This window comes from Maribacter sp. UH1, assembly GCF_056839145.1.
This window is the reverse complement of sequence record NZ_CM166387.1, coordinates 1136294-1153215: the sequence shown is the minus strand read 5'-3', so window position 1 is coordinate 1153215 and position 16922 is coordinate 1136294. Positions and strand designations below refer to the sequence as shown.

Annotated in this window: 13 protein-coding genes; 5 read left to right on the top strand and 8 right to left on the bottom strand. The window is 34.1% G+C overall.

Annotation, left to right across the window (positions count from 1 at the left end):
* Positions 1 to 109: 109 nt before the first annotated feature.
* From UH1x_RS05005 to UH1x_RS04990, 4 genes are all read right to left on the bottom strand, one after another.
* Complete coding sequence (locus UH1x_RS05005; RefSeq protein WP_482625528.1) at positions 110 to 1540, bottom strand: SLC13 family permease; 1431 nt, start codon at positions 1538 to 1540, stop codon at positions 110 to 112.
* 58 nt (positions 1541 to 1598) lie between these two features.
* Entirely contained in the window at positions 1599 to 3287 is a 1689-nt protein-coding gene (gene lysS / locus UH1x_RS05000; RefSeq protein WP_482625526.1) for a lysine--tRNA ligase, read from the bottom strand.
* 219 nt (positions 3288 to 3506) lie between these two features.
* Positions 3507 to 4070, bottom strand: coding sequence for a TlpA family protein disulfide reductase (locus UH1x_RS04995; protein ID WP_482625524.1), 564 nt, complete (start codon positions 4068 to 4070; stop codon positions 3507 to 3509).
* Positions 4071 to 4178: 108 nt separating this feature from the next.
* Positions 4179 to 5231, bottom strand: a complete 1053-nt coding sequence (locus UH1x_RS04990) for a helix-turn-helix domain-containing protein (RefSeq protein ID WP_482625522.1) — start codon at positions 5229 to 5231, stop codon at positions 4179 to 4181.
* 96 nt (positions 5232 to 5327) lie between these two features.
* Here UH1x_RS04990 and UH1x_RS04985 point away from each other — a divergent pair, with 96 nt between their 5' ends.
* Genes UH1x_RS04985 through lipB form a run of 3 tightly spaced genes read left to right on the top strand, consistent with a single transcriptional unit; the run spans position 5328 to position 6960 of the window.
* Positions 5328 to 5483 carry a YqaE/Pmp3 family membrane protein gene (locus UH1x_RS04985; RefSeq protein ID WP_073240341.1) on the top strand — a complete coding sequence of 52 codons (156 nt, stop codon included), beginning with the start codon at positions 5328 to 5330 and terminating at the stop codon, positions 5481 to 5483.
* An 11-nt stretch (positions 5484 to 5494) separates the two neighbouring features.
* Positions 5495 to 6232 (top strand): hypothetical protein, encoded by a 738-nt coding sequence (locus UH1x_RS04980; protein ID WP_482625521.1) that lies wholly within the window; start codon positions 5495 to 5497, stop codon positions 6230 to 6232.
* A gap of 26 nt (positions 6233 to 6258) precedes the next feature.
* Positions 6259 to 6960 (top strand): lipoyl(octanoyl) transferase LipB, encoded by a 702-nt coding sequence (gene lipB, locus UH1x_RS04975; protein WP_482625519.1) that lies wholly within the window; start codon positions 6259 to 6261, stop codon positions 6958 to 6960.
* Positions 6961 to 6997: 37 nt separating this feature from the next.
* Here lipB and UH1x_RS04970 read toward each other — a convergent pair whose 3' ends face one another.
* The 4 genes from UH1x_RS04970 to UH1x_RS04955 form a co-directional block, all read right to left on the bottom strand.
* On the bottom strand, positions 6998 to 8128 hold the full coding sequence (locus UH1x_RS04970) for a right-handed parallel beta-helix repeat-containing protein (protein ID WP_482625518.1): 1131 nt from the start codon (positions 8126 to 8128) through the stop codon (positions 6998 to 7000).
* A gap of 168 nt (positions 8129 to 8296) precedes the next feature.
* Positions 8297 to 8989 (bottom strand): TapB family protein, encoded by a 693-nt coding sequence (locus UH1x_RS04965; RefSeq protein ID WP_482625516.1) that lies wholly within the window; start codon positions 8987 to 8989, stop codon positions 8297 to 8299.
* A 118-nt stretch (positions 8990 to 9107) separates the two neighbouring features.
* Positions 9108 to 11561 carry a ribonuclease HII gene (locus tag UH1x_RS04960; protein WP_482625514.1) on the bottom strand — a complete coding sequence of 818 codons (2454 nt, stop codon included), beginning with the start codon at positions 11559 to 11561 and terminating at the stop codon, positions 9108 to 9110.
* 42 nt (positions 11562 to 11603) lie between these two features.
* Entirely contained in the window at positions 11604 to 12185 is a 582-nt protein-coding gene (locus tag UH1x_RS04955; protein ID WP_482625512.1) for a ribonuclease HII, read from the bottom strand.
* Between the two features lie 207 nt (positions 12186 to 12392).
* On the opposite strand from UH1x_RS04955, the gene UH1x_RS04950 reads away from it, so the two are divergent.
* On the top strand, positions 12393 to 15458 hold the full coding sequence (locus UH1x_RS04950; protein WP_482625510.1) for a SusC/RagA family TonB-linked outer membrane protein: 3066 nt from the start codon (positions 12393 to 12395) through the stop codon (positions 15456 to 15458).
* A 19-nt stretch (positions 15459 to 15477) separates the two neighbouring features.
* Positions 15478 to 16920: a RagB/SusD family nutrient uptake outer membrane protein gene (locus tag UH1x_RS04945; protein ID WP_482625509.1), complete on the top strand. Its 1443-nt coding sequence runs from the start codon at positions 15478 to 15480 to the stop codon at positions 16918 to 16920.
* Positions 16921 to 16922 lie beyond the last annotated feature (2 nt).

The following is a 16922-nucleotide window of genomic DNA, read 5'->3' as shown; positions in this document are numbered from 1 at the left end:
TGCAGAGAGAAAGGCGTCTATTAAGTAGGAATAAACATTTTTTCATTTCTGAATTAGTCGATTATAAAGCCTTTGCAACTGCAAGGGCTTTATTTTTTGTGGAAGATTCCTAGAACAATAATGGCAGCACAAATTGAAATAATCCAATTAATAAGAGCACTGCAATAAGATTAAGAATTACTCCTGCACGTGCCATTTCGTGGACTTTTATATAACCGCTAGCAAAGACTATTGCGTTTGGTGGTGTTGCCATAGGTAGCATAAAAGCACAGCTACTGGCAATGGTTATTGGTATCAAAAGATAAGTAATAGGTAAGCCTAGACCAATTGCTATACCAGCCACTACTGGGGCAAGAACCGCTACAAGTGCTACGTTACTCATCAGCTCTGTCATAAACAACATTAGTAAAATCAATAATGAAGCTGTTAGTAAGATGTTCAAATCACTCTGTCCAATAATTTCTGCCACCAAATCTACAATACCCGAAACCGACATGCCTTTGGCCAATGAGAGTCCGCCACCAAATAAAATAAGAATTCCCCAGGCTAGCTTCTGGGTATCTTTCCATTGCAGGATAAAATCTCCTCTTTTAAGATTATATGGTAGCGTAAATAGCGCAATGGCGGCAAACATGCTAATAAGTGTATCAGATAAACCTAAGCTTGGTAATATGGAATTGATCAATGTTCTGAAGACCCAAAGAAAAATAGTAACTCCGAAAATGATAAGCACCATTTTTTCTTTCCCTGAAGTACGACCTAATTTATCTAGCTCTTCATGAATTATGGTTTTTGAAGCTTTAAATTTTAAACCCTGAGTAGGAAAAAACACTTTTACCAGAACAAAATAGCAAATGGAAATCATGATAAGGGAGAATGGTAGCCCAATAATCATCCATTTAAGAAATGATATTTCAATATTGTATTCGTTTTCTAATAAACCAATGAGAACTGAATTTGGGGGAGTACCAATAACAGTTGCAATACCACCCGCGTTGGCAGCAAAGGCAATACCTAGCATAACACTTAAGGCAAAGTTTCGGTCTCGCTTTGTAAATCCGTCTTCATCTTGAATCAGTAAGTTGATAACCGACATGGCAATGGGTAACATGACTACGGTACTCGCCGTATTACTGATCCACATACTTAAAACAGCTGTGGCAATCATAAAACCGAGAACTACTTTATTCGCTGTCGTACCCGTAAGTCTAATGATGTTTAAGGCAATACGTTTATGAAGATTGACTTTTTCTAACGCTAATGCCATGACAAAACCCCCAAAGAATAGAAAAACTATAGGACTACCATAATTAGCTCCAACATCACCAATGGGCATCACTTTCAAAATAGGAAATAGAAGCAATGGTAGTAGCGCGGTTACAGAAATAGAAACAGCTTCGGTAACCCACCAAATAATCATCCAAAGTGCAACAGCTATGACGGCATCCGCATTTTCAGAAATTAATACACTGGGTAAAGAAATAAGAATGAAAAATATGATAGGACCTGTAAACAGACCTATTTTACTACTTAGATTCATGCTGGTTGGTTTTGCCAGCTTCTAAGCTACTATTTTTTACCGTTCCTTGAAATGACTATTATAAAATTTCCACTAAAAGAACGTCCTCTTCTTTGTAGATTTTAGCCAACTGTTGCTTCGTAATCCCTTTTATCCCTTTGTCCCAAGCTTTGTTACTTAAATCCGCTTTTGTTTTAAGGGCGTCAAGTTCCATTTTCTTTTCGCCTTTTAGAATGTCAAAAATCACCTTTTCATTGTCAGACAATTGTAAAGGTTTCTTCTCTGGTCTCATTTGAGGGAAGAATAATACTTCTTGTATAGATGCATTATTGGTCATCAACATAACTAAACGATCAATACCAATACCAATACCAGAAGTTGGGGGCATACCATATTCCAAAGCTCTAAGAAAATCTTGATCAATGAACATTGCCTCGTCATCTCCTTTTTCAGACAGCTTTAATTGATCTTCAAAACGCTCTCTTTGGTCTATAGGGTCATTAAGCTCAGAGTAAGCGTTAGCCAGCTCTTTACCATTTACCATCAGCTCAAAACGCTCTGTCAAAGCAGGGTTGTCTCTATGTTCTTTTGTTAGCGGACTCATTTCTTTTGGGTAGTCCGTAATAAATGTTGGTTGCACGTAGAAGTGCTCACATTTTTCACCGAATATTTCATCGATAAGTTTACCGATACCCATTGTTTCGTCAACTTCAAGACCTAGTTTCTTGGCAGTTTCGCGAAGTTCGTCCTCAGGCATACCTGCAACATCATAACCAGTATGTATTTTTATAGCTTCAAGAATTGGCACACGAGCGTACGGAGCTTTAAACTCAATTTCGTTTTCACCAACGGTAACTTTCGTGGTACCGTTAGAATCCATCGCAATTTTCTCCAATAGTTTCTCTGTGGTATCCATCATCCAGTTGTAATCCTTGTATGCTACATACAATTCCATTACGGTAAATTCTGGGTTATGGGTACGATCCATTCCTTCGTTTCTAAAATCCTTAGAGAATTCATAGACACCATCAAAACCACCAACAATTAACCTTTTTAAGTAAAGCTCGTTGGCAATTCTTAAATATAAAGGAATGTTCAATGCATTATGATGCGTTAAAAACGGACGTGCAGTTGCACCACCAGGTATAGGCTGTAAAATAGGAGTCTCTACTTCCAAATAACCGGCTGCGTTATAAAATTCACGAATACTATTGGTGATTTTCGTTCTTTTAATAAAATTCTCTTTCACCTTTGGGTTCACTACTAAATCAACATAACGTTGGCGGTAACGGAGTTCAGGGTCATTGAATTCGTCATATACTTTGCCTTCGGCATCTTTTTTAGGTAATGGTAAAGGTCTTAGCGATTTGCTTAACATGGTAAATTTCTTCACCATAATCGTTTTTTCACCTACCTGAGTGGTAAAAAGTTCACCTTCAATACCAATGATATCACCAATATCCAGCAACTTCTTATAAACATCGTTATACAAGGTTTTGTCTTCACTAGGGCAAATTTCATCTCTATTAAAATATACCTGAATTCTACCAGTACTATCTTGAAGCTCGGCAAAAGAGGCCTTACCTTGAATACGACGAGACATAAGTCTACCGGCAACAATTATCTGCTTACCTTCTTCATAGTCAGATTTTATACTTTCTGATGTGGAATTTACAGGATATAAAGCAGCAGGGTATGGATTAATACCCAGTGCTCTTAATTTGTCTAATTTCTCTCTTCTGATAAGCTCTTGCTCCGATAATTGCATGCCGTCGTTTATTTAGCTGGCAAATATAATCGATATGTCTTAATCTTTCAATCTTGTGGACACTAAAGGATAGAGTCTTTCAACAAATTTTTCATATGCTAGTGCCGATGGGTGCAAACCGTCATTTGCGACCATTTCTTTTTCAACCAAACCTTTTCTTGTGGTATTGGTGGCATCGAGGAAAGTAATTCCTTTTGTTTTAGCATTTAATTTTAATCATCAGTCGAAATGTAATGATGATGTGTAATTAGGTATGTACTCTTGTTCTGAAATAATTTTTAAGATATCGTCTTCTAACGAGGTAACAGGCGTTTCAATAATTCTATTCACCTCTTTTCCATTCTTGTAAAAAATAAATGTGGGAACCCTGCGGATGTTCAATCCCCACTCTTCACCTTGTGGACTTTTCTTGTAAGATTCTTTTCGTTTGTCTAGTGCAACTATTTTTAAGTTCTCAAGAGGAAAGTCTGTTGATTCTAGAATTTTAAGAAATCTTGGTACTTCACGTTTACTATCGCCGCACCAGGTGCCCATAAAGACTATAATCTTAAATGAAGATAGTTTGTCTTTAAGAACATCAATTTTATGCTGGTCGGCTTCATAATTTTCAAAGTTTTGTTCATACCATGATCGGTAGGAGTTAGATGAAAGTGCCTTCGCCGTAATTTCTCCTAATAAAAAGGGTTGTTGGTTTTCTAGGATTACCTCTTGGTTTGTATGCTGTGAGAAGCTCGTTAAGTAAAAGCTGAATAATAGAGTGGTTAATAGAAATGATAATTTCATGATCTTCGGTTTTTAGATTAGACCTGAAAATTCTTGAAATTGTTAAAGAAAAATTGATTTCGTGGGGTGGAAATGAGTACTAGAACCTAGGTGGATATTTAAAAAGAATTATTGAAAACGTTGCTTTATTTCATCTCTTGAAGATATCTCTAATTTCTTGTAGACGTTGTTAATGTGGGTTTTTACGGTGCTTACACTGATAAACATAATTGCAGCAATTTCCTTATTGGTTTTGTTTTCTAGAATTTGTTGTATAATGTTATTTTCTTGCTCGGTTAGCTTTGCTAAAGACTGGTTTCGTAGGATTTGTGAATGTCTTCTTTGTCTCAGAATTAAATATATATTCAATAAAATAGAAAGTATAAGCAAAGCAGGTAACAACCATTGCCAGAAATTAGAGCTAGGCGAATTTCTATTGGCTACTTGTTGATCTGTGGCTATATCGTTTAAATACAACTCTGTAAAGGACGCATTAGGGTATTTCGCCACTAGTCTTTCGCCAAGTTCATCATAATAATTGGTGTTCTCAATATTTTTCAAATAATAGGCATACGTTTCGTTTCGCTTATCTGATAAAAAATCGAATATATATAGTTCAGCTAAGGGTTCGTTTAAATTTTCTCCATACTTCTGTAAAGTTTCGAACCACTTTTTAGAATTCAGTTTTTTGTTCGCTGCACTTCTAAATTCATTAAAGTCAAAAGCCATTTCTTCTTTTAAAATGTCAATATTTAAAAATGCGGCAGACTTACTATTGGTTGAGGTAATTTCACAAAGTACTTCATTGGCAAATGATGTAGGGAAGGTGATAGTGTCGTTATTATTAGCAATAAAAAGAACATTTTTATTATACTCACAGCTTCCAAAGAAGTGTTCAGAGTTTGCAGAAGCGTCAGAACAATCATCTAAGTGTATTCTATAGACTCTATTTTCATCGAAAAGATTATCTCCGGTAAATTTGAAATATCCTAAAGAATCGGTAGTTGTTTTTTTGAGAATCTGTTCCATTGATATTCTACCAAACTTCCTGTAATCTTCAATGATTGATAGGTAAATGGTTTTTCCGCTTTGTTGGTCTGTAATCTGACCTTCAAATTTATATTGAGATGAAGCTATTAAGCAGGAAAAGAGTATAAGAATAAAGAATATTGTTCTGAGCATTGGTAGAGTTCTGGTCAATAAAATTAGCGGATTTTGTAACAACACGTTTACAATTGCGACTTATAAGGTAGATCAATCAATCAAAATAATAATCAAATGAGTTTAATAAGAGTATTACTTGCCATTTTTTTTCCACCTTTAGCAGTTTTAGGTAAAGGTTGCGGTTCTTTTGTAATTGTTCTACTTTTGACTTTTTGTGGCTGGGTACCAGGTGTAATCGCTGCATTAGTCATACTGAATAATCCTAACTAGAACCAAAACACATGAGACTTTTTAAAATATTAGCTGTTATTGTTATAACAGTATGTATTGCTGCCTGTAATTTTACAGAAGAAATTTATTTCAACGAAGACGGGTCAGGTAAAATGAGCATTCTTTTCGATGGTAATGAGATGATGCAAATGATACCCGAAACCGATTCAACGGAATTGGATAAGGCGATAGATTCTACGTTGGTTTTTAAAGACTTATTAAGAGAGAAAAAGGATAGTATAGCGCAGTTATCCCCAGAAGAGCAAGCTAAGCTTAAAAGGTTAGAGCCTTTCAGTTTACGTATGGTGGTGGATCCAGAAGGCGGAGTCATGAATTTTAATATGTTTACAGACTTTAAGAAAGTGTCAGAAGTGAATGATGCGTTCAACGCTTTCCAAAATGCAAGTTCGGTAGGTCCTGTTGCAGGTGGTAAGACAATGCCCGGTGGTGCAACAGAAGAAACTACTACCGTTAATTATAGTTTTAAAAAAAACACATTTAAGCGTGAGACCGTTATCTTAAATCAAGAATTGTTTGAACAAAGTATAGACAGCTTGGCAAGTGCCGAAATGTTTTTATCTGGGTCTACATATACATTTAAGTATCATTTTCCAAGAAGGGTGAAATCTACCAATATTGAAGAGGCTACATTTTCAATGGATGGAAAAACTATGATTCATGAAGTAAACTTCTTAGAGATGATGAAGGATCCAGAATCTATGGTCATCGAGGTTGAGTTAGAAAAATAGGTCTTTGCTTTTCATATCTTTGTAAGATGAATAAGAAGGTGCGCGTACAAGATTTAGGTCTTAAAGATTATAAAGAAACTTGGGATTATCAAGAACAACTGTTTCAAGAAACTCTTGATCTTAAAATAAGGAATAGAAGAGAGGAGTTGAATTTAGCGACTCCCAATCATTTTCTTTTTGTGGAACACCCACATGTTTATACATTAGGTAAGAGCGGAGATATTTCTAATCTCCTGGTAGATGAAAAAGTTTTAGAAGACAAAGGAGCAACTTTTTATAAAATAAATAGGGGAGGAGATATAACCTATCATGGTCCTGGGCAAATAGTGGGTTACCCTATATTGGATTTAGACAATTTCTTCACAGACATACATAAGTACCTTCGATTTCTGGAGGAAATGGTCATATTGACCTTAGACGAGTACGGAATAAAATCTGAACGTTCACCAGGTGAAACCGGAGTTTGGTTAGATGTAGGTACACCTTTTGCACGTAAAATATGTGCTATGGGGGTGAGAGCGTCACGCTGGGTGACCATGCATGGTTTTGCATTGAATGTTAATGCCGATTTAGGTTATTTTGATATGATGATCCCATGCGGAATAAAAGGTAAAGCGGTTACTTCTTTGAATGTGGAATTAGGCAAGAAAGAAGTGGATATGGATGAAGTGAAGCAGAAATTGCTTAAACATTTTTTAAACCTTTTTGAGGCTGAAATAAAAAATTAAGAAAAAATTGCCTTTTTAAAATTTGTCAGAGTTAAATTTAATTAAAACAATTATTGCTCCAATAAACTTGCTTTATACCACATGAAGGTTGACGTAATGTCTCTTCAATTGTTGAACTGGGAAATATATTATTAGAAATCCATGCTCCATATTGCGGATGACCTCTTAATAAAATAGATTCATCTCTATTGTCTAAAAAAGTGTTGTGATGGATGACTATTGTAGAACCACCAACATTGAAGGGTGAAGAACAGTTTTGTTCATCTCTTCCGTGCATATCAAAACTTCTTGAAAAATTGTCAGTTGAATTTCTTAAGTCTAAATTATATCTTGCTTCGTACTTTTGACCTAGGTGTCCTGTTCCAGATATATCATGTCTATTGTCTTTAAATAGATTTGCCTCAATCAATACCTCAGATGTACCATTTAACAAAATGCCATAACCTAATCTTTTACCCTGTAGATTATGGATGTAATTATGATGAACATTTCCATTTTTACTATTTATATATGCAATAGCTGCATGAGAAAAGTTCTGTATTTCCATATTTTCGATTTCCACACAATCACTATTATTTATTAAAATAGCCATAGATCTGATTGATGAGTCTAATTTTTCTGGATGTGGTCCTTTTATTCTAAAACTTGTAAAGCGTACAAGGCTTGAGGATATTTTGAAGATGCTAATTTTTGAATTTAAATCCTTTTGATTTCCTAAATATTGATTGTTGTCAATAATTAACGCACCATTCGTATTATTTTTTCCTCTTCCGCTCATGATGATAATGCTTGAATTAATTTTAATTGTTTGAAAATCAGTTAAATCAAAAATAGATTCATCATCTAAATATATTATATCGCCATCAATTGAATTTTTTATTGCTTCAGCTAATTGATTAGCATTATAAACCTTAATTGATATACAGGTGGTGTTTAAATCGTTATAAAAACCTTTCCCACCACCTATAGGTTGTTTTGTAGGGTTAGTCTCTGATCCACAGTCAGTGGGACCGTCACCGTATGTATTAGATATATTTACATTATATCTACATTCTAATTTGAAATTACATTCTGGTTTGTTTGTGAAAATTGGATTTATTTCCTCAAATTTATTTTTATTACAAGAAAAAATAAGTAATATAAAAAGTAGATTTAAAAGTTTGTTCATTTAATTCATATTCGTTGTATTAACGTAAACGTTTTTTTTATGTTGTGACATAAAAGTATACTTTTATAATTATTACCAGATTTCATATTATTTATACGGAATTTTCAAATACAAACGGAAAAACTTAGGCTTACACCTCGGTTTTTCCGTTTGTATTTGGTCAAGTTATTATTTACTTTGTGCCGTAAGCATCGTGCTGCTCATAACGTCTCCGTTTTTCTTGTAGGTTTCTTGTTTAATCATTCCAATGCCTTCTGCTAACCAAACTCTTGATGGATAAACCTGGTTAGCCATCATCATTTTAGAACGGTTTTCACTATATAAAACAAAACAATCGTATGTGCCTGCAGTAGTAGTTACACTTTCTTTTTTCTCAACCTTTCTGTTCGTCATATCAACGGTCATGTTCATATTAATACCGCTCATGCTTATTTTCATGGCAACATTGGCATCTTTAAGGTTTTGTCCTACACTTAGCTTATTGGGTATTTCAATATCATTACCAGATATCTCAATATCCATATCACCATACTGTTCCATCATTTCAGTAGGTAGTAAAGATTCGTAATCTAAGGTGACCATATTGCCAGTACATGTTAAATTGTAGCTTGTGCTATAAATATCTTTGCCTTTGTTGTCTTTTAAGTTTATAGACATGGTAGCGGTAGTGGTGTTGCCAGAATGGTTTGCTTCTGTAACTTTATAATTGCTTACTCCTTCAACTTTTCCCTTTTTATTATAATTGGTATACTCCATTGAAACACCTTCGTTCATAGGGTAGAACGTGCTACAGTTGTCTTGAGCGGTAACGAATGTGATTCCGATTATAAGAAATAATGAATTAAGTAATTTAATTTTCATTTTTGATACAGTTAAGATTCTGATTAATAACTATTTAAAAATACAAAATTCAAATTGGGTTTTCAGGGAATGTGTATAGTCTGCATATAAACATTTATAAATTAAGCAATCTAACGTGTCATCGTATTTTAAAAACTTTAATGCTGTTATCTTGATCTTTATATACGAATTCGACCTTCTTGTTTAAATTCATATCTGCCATATCAATTACAGAACTGCCAAATACTGGGAAATTAGGGATTGGCTCAGCTTGACTATCAAATAGATATATTTTCTGATTCTGAATATCGGTTACTGAGACATAAATTTTATCGTTAAGATAGAAAATGGTGGGTTTGGAGTATACCCCTAATTCAAGCTCTACTTTCTTGTTCCGAATCTTTAAAGTATTATCGTTCATAATTGCTAAAGTTCTTGAAGTAGCATCCATACCATGGTCTTTAGCAAGACTTAAGTTGCTTGAGGTTATTTTTCCTTGAGAATCCACTTGATATAGAATACCATCAATAGAAGTGAAAGTGAACTTATTTTGATAAAGCCTTATTTCATTTTCAGAGAAAGAGAATTTATCCTTTACGTTAACTCGTGTTTTGCCAACTCTATTCGTAATTTTTAATTGACCATTTTCAAGTTTAAAAACTAGGTAGTCTCTATTGCCAATTCTAAAATGTTGTGGGGCATCAAGAATATTGGCTTCTGCAGTATCATAGGTAAAGCCTTTGACAATATCACCTTTACTGTTATACATGAAAACTTTTTTACCTTGGGTAACTACAAATCTGTAATTTTTACGACCCTCGTAGTCAAAAACTGCTAAAGGATTTAAATTGCCACCGGAATATTTTTTAGTAAACGGAGCAACTTCTTTACCGTTTCTATCCAAGATTAAAAACTCGTTGTTCGTGGTAAATGCAAACTGTAGCTTCCCATTTTTAAAAAGGTCTACTTGTTGAATTTTACCCTGTACAGTTCCATTAAGTTGTTTTTTCCAAAGAATTTTACCGCTGCTTGAGATTAAGTAGAGCGTATTTTCTTGGTCTTGAACAATAATTTCTTTTCTGCCGGAGCTATGGTTGGTTACAAATTGGGGTAATGTAGCCAAGTCGTTATCAAATTGAACTTCAAATACGGAAGAAACCGAATTCTGTTCCTCTTCTTTCGTGTTTTTTTTGATTAAAAAATTGATATGAAAAAAGTCGGCATCAGCAATTAATTGTGATCCAAAAACATAGTCGTTCAGTTTACTTTGTTCAAAAGAATCTCCTAAAGTCTTAGAAACCGATTCATTTAAGAGGGAAACAAAACCTTTTAAATTAGAAATAGACAATACACTGGCGGATGAGGTCAGTTTGTTTTCGGCATTTTTGAATAAAGAAGTGTTGTTAAAAGTGTCTTCTGTTTTTATTTTGGTAATAACAGATTCTAGCGTGCTCTGTGATTTAGAAAAGAGAAAAGTATTCTCTATAATACTGGCGTATTCAAAAGATTGTTCTCCGATCAAGGGAGTTAGTGGGTCAAAAATTTCAATATCAGTTTTTAACCCCCAGATTTCGTTACTGCTAAATTCCTCCGTACTAATCTTCTCTTCATTAATATAATCTAATAATGTGGCGGTACCGTATGTTCTAAGAAACAAAACAGATTCATTGTTGTATTTGGTTAACCCAATTTCTTCTACAGTATTAAGTAATGAATCTAAATTTGTAGTGGCATGGTTGTTCAGAGTTTTGTTTTGAGCGTATTTTGTAAAATCATCTAAACCAAAAGATGTAAATGTGTTTGCATTACTGGGAGTAAAGTTCCATGTATTATTTTGAATTGGTTTAGTGCCATTAAGTAGATTGAGGAACTGATTTTTGTCTGTATTTGATTCTGCTACGCCATTTAGAAGAATTTCGGTATCGTTAAAAGTTAGGTCAAGGGTAATCCAACTTGTGAAATATGAAATGTCTTTATTATCAGAAAGTAATTTATTGAATAGCAATTCGCCTTTCTCAACATCTATCCAAATATTTGCAACTTTTTCATTATCGGATACTGTATAAAATCGTTTTAAGGATTCGTTTTTCAAAGGAGTGTCAAGAGAATTTATTATGCTTTCTAGTAAGGGTTGAGAAGAGCTTAATACCCAATGTTTCTCCAGAAATGTACTGTAAAATGTATCCTTTTCAATTTCGTATCTGGTGATGTTATAGTCGTTAAAAGAAAGCGTTTCTATGTTTTTGTTGGTTATGCTATCTTGATCGGAAATATTTAGGCTATCTGTTGAAATATAGGTGAAATCTATTTTTGTACTATCGGCAGACAGGGCTAATAATCCTTTCGTTTTATTTGAAAAATGAGAAATAGGAGATAAAATGTTTTTTATAGTTACAAAAGGCTTTTGCGATTCAATAGAATTATAAATTTCATTCGTAGAAAGTTCTTTACTAAGGGTTTCAAAATCATTTATTTTCAGAACTAAAGTGGCATTACTGGGAGTTAGGTCTAAGATAGAATTCTCAGATTGCTTTTTAGATGTACAGGATACGCTTAAAAGAATAATTAAAGCATATAATAAAGTAAGCCTCATGCGAAAAGTTTATGCAAAGTTATACTATTTGTTAAATAAACTTTAGTTGTCTGCCAAAAGCTTAAAACTCATTCTGTGGTATTTTGTAGGACCGTATTTCTTAATTGCAGCTCTATGTTCTTTGGTAGGGTAACCTTTGTTTTTCTTCCAATTGTACATAGGGTATTCTTCGTGTAATTTTATCATGTAGGCATCACGTGCGGTTTTTGCCAGTACCGAAGCTGCTGCAATACTTAAATACTTTGAGTCTCCTTTTATGATACAAGAGTGCGGAATGTTTTTGTAGGCTTTGAATCTATTACCGTCAACAATAATGTATTCAGGTTTTTGTGACAATTTATCTATAGCATGATGCATGCCTAAAATAGATGCGTTTAAAATATTGATTTCGTCTATTATTTTAGGCTGAATATGTACTATTCCAAAACAGATACTTTCTTGTTTTATAATAGGTTCAAGAAGTTCTCTTTTACGTTCAGATAAAAGTTTTGAATCTGTTAAAACTGAATTCTGGAAAGATTCTGGCAGTATTATTGCTGCAGCGGTCACAGGTCCCGCCAAGCAGCCTCTGCCAGCCTCATCGGTACCTGTTTCGTTAATATTTTTGTAAAATTTAAGAAGCATTATGTTTTTTTTAACTTAAAATATTGAATTTTAAATATTGATTTAATGTTAAATAATTGTTTTATTTTCAACAAAATTGCGATTTAACCTAAAAAAAAATAATAATAAGTGTTTTTTTAACATATAACTTTTTTGGGTTAAGATAGCTTTTGGAATACTAAGCAAATTTTTGGACTTTTGGCGCAAGCTAATTCAAAAACAAATTTTATGAAACAGAAGTTGACGTGGATGTTGACGCCTTTATTGGTGCTCTTCATGACATTTTCCTTTGCACAGGAAAAAACAGTGACCGGTGTTGTAACCGATCAAAGCGGTTTACCTTTACCGGGAGTGTCCGTTGTAGTTGTTGGAACAACTAACGGGTCTCAAACAGACTTTGATGGTAATTATGCCATTAACGCGAATTCAGGTGAAAAATTGAGATTTTCTTACCTAGGTCAAAAAACAGTTACCATGAGTGTTGGTGCATCCAATACCATTAATGTACAATTAGAAGAAGATGCTGAAGCATTAGAAGAGGTTGTTGTAGTAGGTTATGGTTCTAGGTCAAAAGAGCTTTCTACATCTGCAATTGCAACCGTTTCTACTGAGAAGATTGAAGCATTCGTTCCTTCTACAAGTATTGATAACATCTTACAGGGTCAAGCTGCAGGTGTACAGGTTACTGCTTCAAACGGTAGACCGGGTAACACTGCATTCGTTCAAATTAGAGGTGTTGGTTCTATTAACGCGCAAACTACTCCTTTGTATGTAATTGATGGTGTTCCAATTCCAATTGATACGGAAAGAGACTTTAACCCAATTAGTAACTTGAATCCTAGTGATATTGAGACATTCTCTATATTAAAAGATGCGGCTACCGTTTCTAAATATGGTTCTCGTGGGGCTAACGGTGTAATTTTGATTACAACTAAAAAAGGTAAAGCTGGTGATGCAAGAATTAAGTTTTCTTCATCTTATGGTTTTGGTGAAATGATTCCTAACAATTTTGACGTTATGAATGCTTCTCAGAAGCTAGAGATAGAGCGTCAGTATGCAGCTTTAGGTGTAAGTGCTGCTAGTAGTATGCCTGGTGCAAATGCTACTCCAGAAGAACTTGCAAGATTAACATCGTTAGATACAGATTGGCAAGAGGCGCTACTTAAAAATTCTATTATCCAGTCAAACAATCTTTCGGTTTCTGGTGGTGATGAGAAATTAACCTATTATATGTCATTGGGTTATGATAAGAATACGGGTATCATTAAAAATATAGATGGTTTTGAAAGAATTTCTGCTCGTTTAAATACAAACTATCAAGCAAAAGACTGGTTAAATATTGGAGCTAATGTTTCTGTGTCTCGTAGTACTACAGATTTACCAAGAGATAGAAACAATGTTCAGAACCCGTTTAGAGCAATGTATGATTATAATCCTTATGATCCATTATTCTTAACAAATGATGATGGTTCTATTGTTACTGATTCTCAAGGTGAAAATGTTTACAATCCTACAAGATCAGGTTTTCCAATTGCATTGGCCTTACAAACTGAGCTGGAAGATACAAGAAACTTATTGTTGATTGGTAATATAAGTGCAGGTATGACTTTTAGTGAGAAATTCTCAAACAATTTTAGTGTAGGTTTGATCAGTAATAGGTATAATAGAACTAACCGTTCTCTTGCTGGTGGTGTATTGCAAGGTTTTGTAGGTGATGCTAACTTTCCGGGTACGCAGACGGATAATTTAAATATTGATTTTGAATACAATGTAAATAACGTATTTACATATGCAGATACTTTTAACGGTGTTCATAATCTTTCAGCTAGTTTCTTGCTAGAATATAACGAGAATATTGCAACAGATTTGTTAGTAGCTGGTAGAGGTTTTCCTTCGTCGAGTATTCCTTATCTAGATGTAGCTGCAGAAGCAACAACAGCAGGTTCTACAGAATCTAGGAGAATTTTATTCTCACAAGGTTTGTTTGCTGATTATGATTATGACGGAAAATATATACTTTCTGGGTCTATTAGAAGAGATGGGTCTTCAAGATTTGGTCCTGATAATAAGTATGGTTACTTCTATAGTGGTAGTGCGGCATGGAACATTGCTAATGAAAGCTTTATGGAAAACTCTATTTTCAATACATTGAAATTAAGAGCATCTTACGGTACGTCAGGTAATCAAAATATTGGTGATTTTCAATATTTAAATTTATTAGATTTTGCTAATACTTATAACGGACAAACTACTGCTTTGCCTGTAGGTGTTGGTAACCCTCAGATTCAATGGGAGTCTCAAGCTATTTTTGATGTTGGTGTAGAATTTGGTTTATTCAACAATAGAATAAATGGTGTTGTAGATTACTTTAAGAAAAATTCAAATGAATTACTTTTGGATCGTCCTATTTCTTACACTGTTGGGGATGAGAACAACTCTATATTCTCTAATATTGGCGAAATTCAAAACTCAGGTGTTGAAATTTCTTTAAGTGGAGATGTTATTAGGTCTCAAAACTTTAAATGGACACTTGGTGGAAACATTACCTTCATTGATAATGAAGTTATTGAATTGGTTGATGGTGAAGATATCGTTACAGGAACATTCAGCGATAATATTTTAAGTGTAGGTGAGGAAATCAATTCTTATTATATGGTTGAATATGCTGGTGTCAATCCTGCAAATGGTGAGCCATTGTATTATGATTTAGATGGTAACATTACCAATGAGTACAGTGATAGTTTCCAACAAATACAAGAGGGGAAATCTCCAATAGCTGATTTTGAAGGTGGTTTTTATACTGCATTCTCTTATAAAGGTTTTGGTTTAAGAACTGATTTTGTTTATAAAGGAGGTAATTACATTATTAACAATCAACTTCAGCAAGGTGTTGCAATTGGTAATATTGATAGCAACTTAAGAACAGATGCCTTCAACTATTGGAAACAACCAGGTGATACGGATGTTTTACCAAGTCCTTTATTTCAAGGTACGGCTGATCAAACTTCAACAAGATTCTTGGAGAAAGGTGATTACTTAAGGTTACGTACAATGACTTTAGATTATAATATGCCTAGAGATATGATTGACGGTTTTGGTTTAAATTCATTAAGGTTCTTCGTAGCTGGGCAGAATTTATTTACAATTACTGATTTTAGTGGTGATCCTGAAGTAGGTTTAGGTTCTGCAGAATCAGGTGAGCCTGGAGATGTAGGTTTCGTAGCTGGATCATTTAACCTATTTAGTTATCCAAACACAAGGTCTTACACTTTTGGTGTTGAAGTAGGATTTTAAAAAATAAAAAAAGTTAGAAATGAAAAATAACATAAAAATATTAGTTCTATTATTTTCGTTCGGGTTCTTTATGTCCTGCGATGATGAATTGAATGATCTACAGCCTTTTGTTGAAGGTAATCCTGAAACATTTTTTACAAGCGTTTCTGCATTCCAGAACGGTGTAGATGGTGCTTATAGACAATTGTGGAATTACTATTCAAATACAGGTTCAGGTTTACAAGGTATTCCGGATATTTTGGCTGATAACGTAATTATTGCACAAACAGGTAGACGTTCAAACCAAGATTTTTACAATTACAGATATGTAGCTGGTACTGGTGGTGCAATTGATTTGTACTGGAGTGAAGCTTACGAAGCTGTAAACGTAGCTAACTTGGTAATTGCTCAAATTGACAATTTAGCTGATGGTCCTGAAAAGGATAATATTTTAGGTCAGGCATTGGCAATTAGAGCTTGGGCACATTTTGATTTGGTTAGGGTGTATGGTAAAATACCAACACAATCTGCTGATGCTAATGCTTCTTTAGGTGTAATTTATATTAAAGTTGAAGATGGTGATACTGAAGATCCTTTTGCTGAACCTGCAAGAGAAACTGTTGCTAGTAACTATACTGAAATTATTGGCGATCTAGAAAGAGCTAGTCAGTTAATTGGTGAAGATAACGGTCAAGGAAAATTAAATACCGATGGTGTTTATGCACTTTTGTCTAGAGTGTATCTTTATAATGGTGAATATCAAAAAGTAATTGATGCCGCTGATGAAGTAAGTGTTCCTGTTGCAACAGCTGAAGACTTAGAAGGTGTATATACTGATGCAAATGAGGCTGGTATTGTTGTTAAATTGGCTATTAATACTTCTTCTGAAAGTGGTGGTAATAATGTAGGTGTTTTATACAGTCAATCAAATGCTACTTCTACTATTTCGGAATATGTGTTCGATTTTGATTTTTACAATAGTATAGATGAAGATGATTTAAGAAAGAATATAATTTCATTTGAAGGTGTAAATGCAGGTAATACTTATAATGCTATTTCTAAATTTTTAGGAGAAACAGGTCAGGTAAATGGTCGTGTTGACGTTAAGGTAATTCGTGCAGCTGAGGTTTTATTGAATAAAGCAGAGGCGCAGTATGAATTAGGTCAAGATGCTTTGTCTACACTTAATGAACTTAGAGATTTAAGATATGTAGCTTATGACGGTGGTGAAGCAGGTCAAGATTTAGAAGATGCTATTCAGTTCGAAAGAAGGGTTGAATTGTCATTTGAAGGGCATAGATTCTTTGATTTAAAGCGTCGTGCAGAATCTGTAATGCGTTCTACAAGTGGTGATTTATTTGATGGTTCTGGTACATCTCCAGATTTTCCAACTTTAGATGCTGATAATTTCAGGTTTCAGTTGCCAATTCCTATCGATGAAATAAATGCTAACCAAAACATAGTTCAGAATCCTGGCTACTAAAA

Bases quoted from the DNA above. Each gene is read 5' to 3' on its own strand.
- UH1x_RS05005 (WP_482625528.1), bottom strand. From the start codon at position 1,540: ATGAATCTAAGTAGTAAAATAGGTCTGTTTACAGGTCCTATCATATTT.
- lysS (WP_482625526.1), bottom strand. From the start codon at position 3,287: ATGCAATTATCGGAGCAAGAGCTTATCAGAAGAGAGAAATTAGACAAA.
- UH1x_RS04995 (WP_482625524.1), bottom strand. From the start codon at position 4,070: ATGAAATTATCATTTCTATTAACCACTCTATTATTCAGCTTTTACTTA.
- UH1x_RS04990 (WP_482625522.1), bottom strand. From the start codon at position 5,231: ATGCTCAGAACAATATTCTTTATTCTTATACTCTTTTCCTGCTTAATA.
- UH1x_RS04985 (WP_073240341.1), top strand. From the start codon at position 5,328: ATGAGTTTAATAAGAGTATTACTTGCCATTTTTTTTCCACCTTTAGCA.
- UH1x_RS04980 (WP_482625521.1), top strand. From the start codon at position 5,495: ATGAGACTTTTTAAAATATTAGCTGTTATTGTTATAACAGTATGTATT.
- lipB (WP_482625519.1), top strand. From the start codon at position 6,259: ATGAATAAGAAGGTGCGCGTACAAGATTTAGGTCTTAAAGATTATAAA.
- UH1x_RS04970 (WP_482625518.1), bottom strand. From the start codon at position 8,128: ATGAACAAACTTTTAAATCTACTTTTTATATTACTTATTTTTTCTTGT.
- UH1x_RS04965 (WP_482625516.1), bottom strand. From the start codon at position 8,989: ATGAAAATTAAATTACTTAATTCATTATTTCTTATAATCGGAATCACA.
- UH1x_RS04960 (WP_482625514.1), bottom strand. From the start codon at position 11,561: ATGAGGCTTACTTTATTATATGCTTTAATTATTCTTTTAAGCGTATCC.
- UH1x_RS04955 (WP_482625512.1), bottom strand. From the start codon at position 12,185: ATGCTTCTTAAATTTTACAAAAATATTAACGAAACAGGTACCGATGAG.
- UH1x_RS04950 (WP_482625510.1), top strand. From the start codon at position 12,393: ATGAAACAGAAGTTGACGTGGATGTTGACGCCTTTATTGGTGCTCTTC.
- UH1x_RS04945 (WP_482625509.1), top strand. From the start codon at position 15,478: ATGAAAAATAACATAAAAATATTAGTTCTATTATTTTCGTTCGGGTTC.